This window comes from Pseudoalteromonas sp. HM-SA03 (genome assembly GCF_002289345.1).
Lineage (GTDB): Bacteria > Pseudomonadota > Gammaproteobacteria > Enterobacterales > Alteromonadaceae > Pseudoalteromonas.
In genome coordinates this window covers 24059-35200 of record NZ_NSDG01000005.1, presented here as the reverse complement: position 1 = coordinate 35200, position 11142 = coordinate 24059, and the positions used below count along the sequence as shown (strand labels likewise).

At 41.9% G+C, this 11142-nt stretch carries 8 protein-coding genes; 3 read left to right on the top strand and 5 right to left on the bottom strand.

Going from position 1 to position 11142, the window contains the following annotated elements; all coding sequences use genetic code 11:
- Positions 1-473: 473 nt before the first annotated feature.
- Positions 474-1805, top strand: a complete 1332-nt coding sequence (locus CKO50_RS01360; RefSeq protein WP_095726710.1) for a tetratricopeptide repeat protein — start codon at positions 474-476, stop codon at positions 1803-1805.
- An 83-nt stretch (positions 1806-1888) separates the two neighbouring features.
- Complete coding sequence (gene yeiP / locus CKO50_RS01355) at positions 1889-2458, top strand: elongation factor P-like protein YeiP (protein WP_010606026.1); 570 nt, start codon at positions 1889-1891, stop codon at positions 2456-2458.
- An 80-nt stretch (positions 2459-2538) separates the two neighbouring features.
- On the opposite strand, the gene CKO50_RS01350 is transcribed toward yeiP, so the two are convergent.
- The 5 genes from CKO50_RS01350 to sixA form a co-directional block, all read right to left on the bottom strand.
- Positions 2539-3378 (bottom strand): DNA ligase, encoded by an 840-nt coding sequence (locus CKO50_RS01350; protein ID WP_095726709.1) that lies wholly within the window; start codon positions 3376-3378, stop codon positions 2539-2541.
- Between the two features lie 187 nt (positions 3379-3565).
- Positions 3566-4219, bottom strand: coding sequence for an HAD family phosphatase (locus CKO50_RS01345; RefSeq protein WP_095726708.1), 654 nt, complete (start codon positions 4217-4219; stop codon positions 3566-3568).
- A 28-nt stretch (positions 4220-4247) separates the two neighbouring features.
- Positions 4248-4547 (bottom strand): hypothetical protein, encoded by a 300-nt coding sequence (locus CKO50_RS01340; protein WP_010374748.1) that lies wholly within the window; start codon positions 4545-4547, stop codon positions 4248-4250.
- An 83-nt stretch (positions 4548-4630) separates the two neighbouring features.
- The gene (locus CKO50_RS01335; protein WP_095726707.1) at positions 4631-6913 is read right to left on the bottom strand and encodes a TonB-dependent receptor; all 2283 of its coding nucleotides are present in this window, start codon (positions 6911-6913) and stop codon (positions 4631-4633) included.
- 558 nt (positions 6914-7471) lie between these two features.
- Positions 7472-7933, bottom strand: coding sequence for a phosphohistidine phosphatase SixA (gene sixA / locus CKO50_RS01330; protein ID WP_095726706.1), 462 nt, complete (start codon positions 7931-7933; stop codon positions 7472-7474).
- A 282-nt stretch (positions 7934-8215) separates the two neighbouring features.
- Here sixA and CKO50_RS01325 point away from each other — a divergent pair, with 282 nt between their 5' ends.
- Positions 8216-10885, top strand: coding sequence for an insulinase family protein (locus CKO50_RS01325; RefSeq protein WP_095726705.1), 2670 nt, complete (start codon positions 8216-8218; stop codon positions 10883-10885).
- Positions 10886-11142: the final 257 nt, after the last annotated feature.

Here is an 11142-nt window from a genome sequence, read left to right as displayed (position 1 = left end):
GACAAGACTTGGCCGACATCCTGTCGGCACATTGCATATCGGCTTATGCTTTTCGGGTGTGATGGAGGGGGGGAATAAGTTGCTTGTGAGATCGTCTACGATTTTTACGGTGAAGCTGTTTGCAAGGGTTACAAAAACTATCAGCATAACCTCCTAATTAGCATTGCAGACAGCTTTGTGGGAGGTGGTACACCCGCCGAGCTGTTATGTTTTTCGGGTGTGATGAAAGGAAAATGCGGTTGTTTGTGAGCTCTGATCTTACTTAAGCAGCTGAACTTTTAGGCTACGTTGAGCATAATGATTCAATATTACCCAAAATAAAATCGTAACAATACAGTGATGTAGATTTCGCCAGAACCCTGTATTATAAGCCTGTTAAAAGCTTAGGAACGGGTGCACCTGTACGTCAAACGAATGGATACTAAAATCAATAACTGTGCTTATGGAACTTTTTGCGCGAACGGAATGATATTATGATCAAGAAAACCGCCATCATCATTGCAATATTGGCTGCTATTAGCGGCTGTAAATCGCTGGTTTATAAAGGTAATAAACTTTACGAAGCAGGAATGTACCGCCAAGCTGCTGAATACTATTCACAAGCACTCGCGGAAGACCCTGAGGATCTTGAAGCGAAACAAGGTTTAACACTGGCGCGAGATAAGCTTATAGATAAAGGTCTTATCGATGTCCGTATGCTGCGTTTGGCAAATAACTACACCGCTGCTGCAACTAGGCTAGAAGAAATCGTAAAAAACCAAGCTCAGTGGCAAATGAAACCGAATGGCGCAATGGCAAATACCCAAAGAGAAGAGCTGGATTACGTGAGGCAATGGCTACTCGACGAAGCCCGCTCGCTATCAAACACGCCCTATCCCGACAAGTTTAAGCTGTTTGAGCATAATTATCGCCATCTGATCAGCAATGCGCAATTAGCAAGCGCCATGAGCACCCACTATGACACGCTAAGAACGCAAGCGCAGAAAAAGTGTGATGAAATTGCAGGACAAGTCAGCGGACAGCGCTTCTATTTAAAAAGTTTTACGGAAAAATACTGTTTAGCGTGGCAAACTCCAAAACGTTTACGTGTAGATAACCAAGATAAAAGTCGTTATTTTGCAATGAACATAAGAGATCGTGTTGATATTGGCTTGCGCTTTGGCAACTCAATCAGAGGACAATACAGCGCATTTATCTCAAGCCTAAATACGGCATTTAATAATAGCCTCTGGTTTGATAGCGAAGGCAGTAAACAGCTTTCATTAGAACTATACGTTGATGCGGACTATTACCGCAATAGCAACCAATATATTCAGCGTAAGCATTATCAGCAGGAAGTTGAACGACCAGACCCAAATAATTCAGATAACACACACACTGTCGAAGTCACACGAGAATTTACTTATCCGGTGACCATCTATGATGAGAAATTTGATATCAATGTTAATTATGAGGCGAGTTTAGCCCATCGTTATATCAAAGGCAGTGCAAGCGATAGTAAGCATAATAAAACACGTGCACATCAGGCTGATTTTGAGCAACTTGATATCACACCGCTGTCTCCCGACTTTCTTGATCTTTCACAGATAACAGAAAAGACCTTTGACGAATTACTCAAAAAGTTCTCTCAAGATCTTACGCTGACTTGGAAGCAAAATTACTGTGGACAGGCACTTGGCACCAATAAAGGTGAAAATATTCTACGCTGTGCCAAGCTTGAGCCCGAGCATGATTATATCAACCGTTGGTTTGACCAGCACTTTGGGATCAAGTACTCAGAAATGACGACTTTATACGGTATTTAAAGCTTAGAATGAGTTTTGAAACTCGCCAAAAAGCCGAAAAATGATTATATTGTGCCAACTTTATTTGTATTAGGAATTAAGCTATGCCAAAGGCAAGTGAAATAAAAAAACATGCCGCGATCGAGTATAACGGCCGCGTAATGATTGTTCGTGACATTGAGCGCTCAGTACCACAAGGTCGCGCTGGTGGTAGCCTATACCGTATGCGTATGTACGATGTAGTAGATAACTCTAAAGTAGATGAAACTTTTAAAGCGGAAGAGATGCTGACACTTGCAGATCTTAACCGCCGCCCTGCAATGCTTTCATATGTAGATGGTGATGAATATGTGTTTATGGATGATGAAGATTACACGCCATACCACCTAAATAAAGAGTCTATTGCTGAGCAATTGCTATTTATCGATGAATCAACTAAAGGTTTATCTATCGTCGTAGTTCAAGGCATGCCTGTTTCTATCGACTTGCCTTCCAGCGTAGAGCTTGTGATTGAAGATACCTCTCCTTCAATCAAGGGCGCATCTGCTAGCGCGAGAACAAAGCCTGCGACATTAACGACAGGCCTTGTTGTTCAAGTTCCTGAGCATATTTCAAGCGGTGATAAAATTAAGATCAACACTGCTGAATCCAAGTTCATGGGCCGTGCAGAATAAGTCCATTGCACTTTTGATAGCGAGTCTTTGTGCTCGCTAGCGTCTAAAAATCCCCAAACTTTCTCTGTCGTAGTAGCTTTCTATAATTTTGGCCTTACTCTTAAAAATCGCGCGAAACGCGGTTTACCAAACTTAGTATATCCTTGATATCGATAGGTAATTTGGCTACCAATCGGTGGTGGTGATGCGCGCTCTTCGTCGCTAAACCCCGACCCAACTTTAAACTCCATACCTTGTTCATCTCTCACCAATAGCGATCCCATCATCCCTTGGTACTTTCCCTTACCGGGTAAATGCTTAATCACGATGGCTTCGTCATCAAGGTACGGCTTGTATTTTAATACGTTGGTTGTTCTTCCATCTTCGTGCTTGGCATTTTTAGCATGCAAAATAACCCCTTCACCGCCTCGCTTTAAGACACCATGATAATAGTCGTTTAGCTCATCAACGGAGCCAAATGATAGCTGCTTGACGGGTTTAATGTGTGATAACTCAATATGGCTTAGTAGGCTTAAGTAACGCTCATGACGCTGAGAGAATATTTCTGTAGAATTTGGCGCATCAAATACATAATAAGTCACTTGACGCCAGTGTTCATTATTAGGCGAATGGCGTCTTGCTATCGCGCTCACAAAAGCGAAGTTATTGTACCCAGCCCACAACTCACCGTCTAACCATGTATCAGGTAGCCCTTGCGTAAACCAGTCTGGCGCCTTAATTAAGTGACCGCCACGCGTACGCAGTTTTGAGCCATCCCAAATGGCCCTAACACCATCGAATTTTTCACTAACAAGATAATTAGAAATATCTTCGTCGCCTTGATATATCGAAGCGAGCTGGATTTTTGTGTGGGTTTCATTTCCATAAAGGAGATTGGAAAAACCTAATAATAGACAGAACAAGAATGGTACATATCGCATAGCATAATCCTTTGCAGTGGATAGTTAATACCAGTGCCCTGTACTAATACCGATTGGCATACTCTTGAGCCGTTTAGAGTCACTGATATCAAAAATTAACAAATTTCATGCTTAAAGATTGCATAAGAATCGACGTTTGTAAAATCGAATAGCTTTGACTAACAGTCCCTGTTTATACCAATTGCTATTACCTTTCAGGGCAAAGCCAGTCAAAAACCGCTTCGAGATCGATAAATGAATGATCGGCAAGACTTAAATCTTGTTTATTAGAGTGTATATTTGGTACGACAACCGCAGTTAACCCAGCTTCCTTGGCGGAGGTTAGTCCTGTGCAGGTGTCTTCTATTGCCACCGCTTCGTGTGGCGCAATGTTTAGCGCAGCGAGCGCCTTGCGATAAGGTTCTGGATGAGGCTTCGGCTGTTCGACATCGTCTTTGCACACAATGACAGAAAATAACTCTAATAACCGATAGTGTTGTAAAACAGGAAGCGCTTCTGCTTTGCTACTTCCTGTTACGAGTGCGATTGGACAACGCCTTGAGGTTAATTCAACCACTTGCTTTGCAAAATGCATTAATCTGGGGAGTACTTCCGCAGCAGTTGCGACAAAGGCGATATTTTTTTCATCACATAGATCACAGGCAGAAGGCGCAAGTTGGTGTCTTTCTTTGAGTATATGCGCGGCTTTAAGCGTTGGTACACCCGAAAACTCATCACAAAAGTCATGTTCCGTATAAGTAATCTGATACGGGGCTAACACCTTCATCCAACTTTGGTAATGGAGTGCTTCTGAGTCAACTAATGTACCGTCAAAATCAAATAAAACAGCCTGAAAACGCATTTACACTCCTTAATATTGGTTGTACTAATTAACCGTTGATCCCTGCTGGTGGTTCAGCTGTGGCTTCTTCACCGCTATCAACTTCAACTAATGTATAGCCTCGTGGCTGTCTAATTACTTTTAGAATTGGCTTATCGAAAGCTGACTTCAGTCTATCTGCATCAGCTTGCAACTCTTCCATCGAACGACCAAAAGGTGCAGCCCCCGTTTCAGACCAGTTCGTGACTTTACCATTTAAGTTATATTCCACTTCATGGATTTGATATAAAGCCGCTTCGTCTTTCGTTGCTTCACAATATATCACTCGATAATTCCAAAAACCTGACATATCCACTCCTAACATAAAAATTTCATTAAAAAGCCCGCTTAATGCGGGCTTTAGTTACTCTATTATAATCACTGTAGCGCGAATTAGAAGAATTTCACTTTGAATTCAGCACCAATAAAGCGCGCTTCATTTAGCATACCTGTGTTGTTATTGAAGTCTACACCACCGATAACCACTTGCTCGTCAAATAGGTTACGAACAAAGGCAGATACTTCATATTCGTTATCGCCTTCAGACCACATATAACCAGCACGTAGACCTGTTTCAAATAACGCTTCACCTTCAAACTCTACTGATTTGTATAAAAAGAAATCGATCTCGCTACGGTAAGACATGTCACCATATACGAAGAACTCACCATCTTCTAACTCTTTCGTGTAGCGAAGTGTTGCGTTTGCGATCCACTCAGGAGCGTGAGGTAGGCTGTTACCGTCAAGTACTGCTAGGCCCTGACCATTAACTGCGTTTGTGACGGTGCATTGAGCACAAACTTGAACCGCAAGGTTTTTATCTTCAAGCTCAGTTTTGTTATAGCTTAGGTTAAACGTTGCATTTAGCTCGTCCGTTAACACCCACTCAGTATCAAGCTCAAAACCATAACCGGTTGTTTTATCAGCATTCACTAAGCGGTTAAAGTTTGAATCGCCACCTACAGCCGTTAGCTGCTGGTCATCCATCTGATAGTAGAATACCGTCGCGTTTACACGGCCTTGGCCATCAAGTACGTCTGACTTAATACCTGCTTCAATTGAGTTGGTAGTTTCTGACTTAGCAACAGTCACTTCATCACCGAACAAAATACGGCCTTGAACACTTGGAGCACGGAAACCGTTAGCTACGCGACCAAACAAGTTTACGTCATCAGTTAGCTTATAAGTCGCACTTAAATCCCAGCTTACGTGGCTATCGCTTGGGTTAGCGGTGCCATCAAGTACGTCAGGAGAACCATTCCAAGGTGTTGGGTTTTTAGTGCGCTTAGCGTAAAACTCTTTCTCATCGTCAGAATAACGCAGACCAGCAGTTACTTTTAAATCATCAGACACGGTGTAATCAAAAGAGCCGAATACCGCCCATGCTGATGTATCTTGATCTTGGTAAGCGTAACCGTTTTGCACGCCATACTGGGCATACGCAGCATCATAGCCATTCGTATCGAAGCTATAGCTTTCAATCATGAGATCTTCTTCAAATAAGAAGAGACCTACCTGATAGTTATAGTCGCCTGAAAAGTTGCTTGATAAACGAAGTTCTTGCGTATACTGGTTGTGCTCAGGAATAACATCTGCTGTTTCAGAAGTGAAAATAATCAAACCTGGGCCCGAAATGCCAGATCCATTTGGACCGTAACCACCATCAACATCTGCACGAGAATAGATTTCAGCACTTTCCCAAGCAGTAATTGATGTTACAGTATGCTCAGGTAAATCCCACTCAAGTTTTAGGCTCAAACCTTGAGTCTCTACTTGCTGCGTTGAACGAGAAGCCGCATCATGATAAACCACATCGTTATCGTACAATGGATTAATGTTGTTTGTGCCTTTCTCGATTAGATTCGCACGAAATGCAATTGGGCGACCATCCAAATCGCGATAGTGGTAGTTTAGTAGACCATTAAAATCATCGCCTTCATATAGGAACTGAACACGAACGGCTTGTTCGCTGTAACCACCTAGAGAATCTTCTTTCTCGAAGCCTGGCGCTTTTACATCTATATAGTCTTCTTGTTCCTGCCACAATGCAGAAATACGCGTTGATACACGGTCAGTTACTGAGCCGCCTACTGCGCCTTCAAAGTCTACCGCACCGCGGCTACCATAAGAAACAGCAGCATAGCCGTCAAACTCTTGGCTTGGCTTTACCGTGTCGAATTTAACCAGACCGGCTGGCGTGTTGCGACCGAATAGCGTGCCCTGAGGACCACGTAATACTTCAATACGTGCAATATCGAATACAGGGAAGCCTTTTAGAATAGGGTTTTCTTGAACCACTTCATCAACAACCAAAGAAACAGGTTGAGAAGCATTTAGATCGAAGTCTGTGTTACCTAAGCCACGTACATAAAAACGTGGAAAAGTACGACCAAACGAAGATTCTACCGATAAACTTGGGATCTTCGCATTCATAAAGCGAATGTCCATACCCGCAGAGCTGTAAGCATTTAAGTTATCACCTTGAAGTGCTGAAACAGACACAGGCACTTCCTGAGCATTTTCAACACGTTTACGTGCAGTGATTTGAATGACTTCCAGTTGATTTTTTTTGGCTTGCTCTTCCTCAGCAAGTGCAGAAAATGAAGTACCTGCCACAGCAGAGAACAACGTAGCATTAATGAGGGTTGCTAACGTAGATCTTTTCATTGCTTTCATGTTGGTTTTCGACCTTTTAGTGCACTCTTTGTTCAACGGTTTAAAAATTTGGGCGCCGTTTCACTTGGCGTGAACGTTCAATTTTTCGCGATCAAAATAGGCTAACGCGGACCTTACAGCCGAGAGTGCGATACAACTTTGTAAGGCTGAACGAGACGGCGGTAATTATAGCAGGTAAATTCTACTTTGCTTTATAAACCGGACTAAAAAATCAATTTTTTTGCAACTTTCAGCGACGTTAGCTGACAGTTTACAACATTTAGCAACAAAAAACACAAAAAAGCGGACAATTGTCCTTTGAACTTATAGCTATATAAGTTCCACAAAAACAATTTTACCGATAACAGAACCATCACACAGTGGTCGAAACTGTGCCGGTTATCTGAACAATACAATTTGCGCCCAAACAAATGTACTGACCGTGTCGGTAATCATGATTGCAGTGCCAAAGCTATGACACCGGTGTAATGATAAAGTTCAAACAAAATTAAAAAGAGGACATTAGACCGATTAAAGGTAAGTTTTAGCCTTTCTATTATAAAATACTGATGGAAAGACTTAAGGTAATTGCATCGATGTAAACTCCGCTCGACCTGTTTGCTCATTATACTCAATGATAGCGACAGCTGCGGTTGAGAAAATAGGCATAGTATCGGGGCATAAGCGGTCGACTAGATAACTTACAACTGGCATATGCGCCACCAAAATCCACGTTTGATACTCAGGGTGCATTGAAATAAGCGTTTCTAGATAATCAATGGCTGTATGTGCTGAACCACTCGGTACGATATCAGAACAAGTTTCAACCAACCGAGGAGTTTGCACAGCAAGCACTTGCTCGGCAGTTTGCTGCGCTCTGGTAAACGGACTTATTAAAGCGGCATTTATCTCAAAGTACTGTTTTAACCACTGCCCCATATCCTTGGCTTGCTTTAGCCCCTGTTCGGTTAAGTTTCTACTCGCATCATCCGCTTGCATAGGCTCGGCTTCACCATGACGCATTATCAAGATAGTCTTCATACTGTTCAGCACCTTCTATTTATATCATCCTACATATATTTATGCGCGATGAGATCCGCATTTAAACTATTGTCGCTAATGGCCTTTCCCTTTTGTACCACTCACTGCAGAGGATCTTATGCTTGCTGACTACTCAATATATGCAGCTGGATATTATTTTCTTCTAAACCGGTAGCTATCTCACTGGTTTGTTCGCTATATTAAAACAAATGAAGGATTAACATGAAATGAAATTCTAATTACCTTCAGTTATCTTTTAACTAATTTATCGGCAGCAGCATATTGAAACTGAGTAATAATGATAGTCGGCAGTACCAATTACTAACACTGGACAATGGTCTTAGAGTCTTGTTGATCAATGACGATTCAACCGCTAAGTGCGCCGTATCATTAACCGTTAATGTTGGTCATTTTGACGATCCTGAAAATCGCCAAGGGATGGCACACTTTTTAGAGCATATGCTGTTTCTTGGTACCGTTGAGCACCCTGATTCTGGTGGGTTTTCTCAATTTATTAGTCAATATGGTGGTCAAAGCAACGCATGGACAGGCACTGAGCACTCAAGCTATTATTTTGACTGTGATGCCGAACGATTAGATGAAGCGCTAGAACGCTTTAGCCAATTCTTTGTGTCTCCTTTATTAAGTGAAAGCGATACCGAAAAAGAGCGTGAAGCGATTGACGCCGAGTTTAAAATGAAAATCAAAGATGATGGCCGTCGCATCTATCAAGTTCATAAGGAAACCATCAATCCTAAACATCCATTCGCCAAGTTTTCTGTTGGTACGCGAGACACTCTCGCAGATCGTAACGGCAATATCGCCAGTGAATTACGCGCATTTTTCAATAAATATTATAAGGCCCAGTGGATGACTCTGGTTGTAGCTGGCCCACAACCGTTAACGATCTTGGGATCTTATTGTTTACCGTTTGCGAAAGTAATTGGTACTAAAGAAGCTAAACCCGCTATACAAGCGCCGATGTATCGTGAGTGCGACTTACAATTAGAGTTAAAAATTAAACCTCGAAAGCATATGCAAAAGCTCATCGTCAGCTTTGCCATGCCAAACCCTGAAGATTTGTATCGCCACAAAAGCGTTAGCTTTTTAGCTCACTTACTGGGGTATGAAGGTAAAGGGTCGCTGTATTCAATTCTCAAATCACAAGGTTGGATCAACGCGCTGTCCGCTGGAGGTGGTATCACGGGAAGTAACTTTAGAGATTTTAACATCAGTTTTGCACTCACTGATGAAGGAATTGAATACTATGACGACATAGTGGAAATGCTATTTGAGTACTTGGCATTAATTAAGCAAAACACTGCAGCGCTGCCGCGTCTTTACCAAGATAAAAGTACATTATTGGATATCGCGTTCGATAACCAAGAAGTCGGCCGCATGTTAGATTGGGTTAATTCAATCAGTGTTAATATGCACCACTACAAAGAAGACGATTTTCTCTACGGCGATTATCGTATGGATGGGTTTGCAGTCGAACAACATGAGAAGCTGCTTATGCATCTGTGCCCAACGAATATGCGTTTGGTATTAATCCACCCAGATGTCGAAGTCGATAAGAAAGCCAAATGGTACAACACGCCTTATAGTGTCTCCCAGATAGCTACAGATTGGATTGAGTCTCTTTATAATGTGCATATGCCTTTGCCACAAATGTCGCTGCCACTAATTAATCCATACCTCAGCGCGAAAAATCCACTTCATGATGTAGAGAGTGAACAGGATACGCCGATCCGATTAGCTGATCAGCCAGGTTTTGAATTTTGGTTTAAACAAGATTTGACTTTTAGAGTTACCAAGGGGCATTTTTATCTTGAGATAGACTCCGCCCCCTCCGTCACCTGCCACAAGCATATGGCACTCTCTCGCCTGTTTGCCGATCTCTTTATGGATGCGGTCGCTGAGCGTTTTTATAGCGCAGAATTAGCAGGCCTGAGTTATCATATTAACTCCCATCAAGGTGGCTTAACACTCCACACCGCAGGACTTACGGGTAATCAAATCACCTTGGTTTTAGAGCTAGTCGAGGCGCTACTGAATCAACCAATCCATGCAGCTCGCTTTGCGGAATATAAAAAGCAACTTATCCGCCACTGGAAAAGTCACAATAAAAATAAGCCGGTTAGCGAACTGTTTAGCCGACTAGGGGCACATTTGATGCCATGGAACCCAAGCCCTGAAGATTTAGCCAGCGCGCTTAAAAGCGCCAGCTTTAACGAATTTCAACTATTCCGAAAGCAGTTTTTTTCAGCCATTCATGTCAAAGCTTTTATGCATGGCAACTGGCAACTAAAGCATGCTGAAAAGTTAAAAACATCAGTGCACGGACTATTTTCAAGCAGCGAAATTTTGGAAGATCTAAAGCGCCCCCTAAATGAGTTAACAAAACTAACGGAACAACATATCGAACGCGAAGGCAGTGATTATGCCTTTATTGAATATTTTCAATCATGTACCGATTCCGTTAAAGAAAAAGTCACCATGATGGCGATTAATAACCTCATTAATCAAGATTATTTTGAACAATTGAGAACGAAGGAACAACTTGGCTATTTGGTTGGCGCTGGATATGCACCATTCAATACTCGCGCAGGTATCGCTTTTTATATTCAATCTCCCAACTTTGATAGTGAACACCTACTTGCTCGACATAACCAATTTCTTAAGCACTTTTCCAAACAGCTACATCAGTTAGATGAGATGAGTTGGCAACGTTCGAAAGAAAGCTTGTTGCTACATATTTCGGAGCAAGACAAAAACCTAAGGCTAAGGGCGCAGCGTTTGTGGATTTCAATTACCAATGACCTCCACCAATTTGATATGCAACAAAGATTAATCCAAGCTTTGTCCGACTTGGAATTAGAAGACATCCTTACTTATATAGATAAGATGTTAGAGCCAAATGCTCCACGACTGATTTTAAAGTGTAATTAGCGCTTTAGTGTAAGCAAGGAGTGCTTATCAAACTTTTTAATGCCTAATAAGACTTTTCTCACCCAGTCCATTCATTTGAGCCTAATAAAAGTTCAAAAAGCATGCAATTATATTCGTTAGCACAATGAATTTCATCTGAAACTTTGTTTCGCTGTTGTGAAAAACCGCAATTAACCTGAATTTCCCCTTAATCAACGTTTTCCTTTTGACTACTACAATGGCTTGATTTAGATTAGAGATTGCAGTTATGAATTACG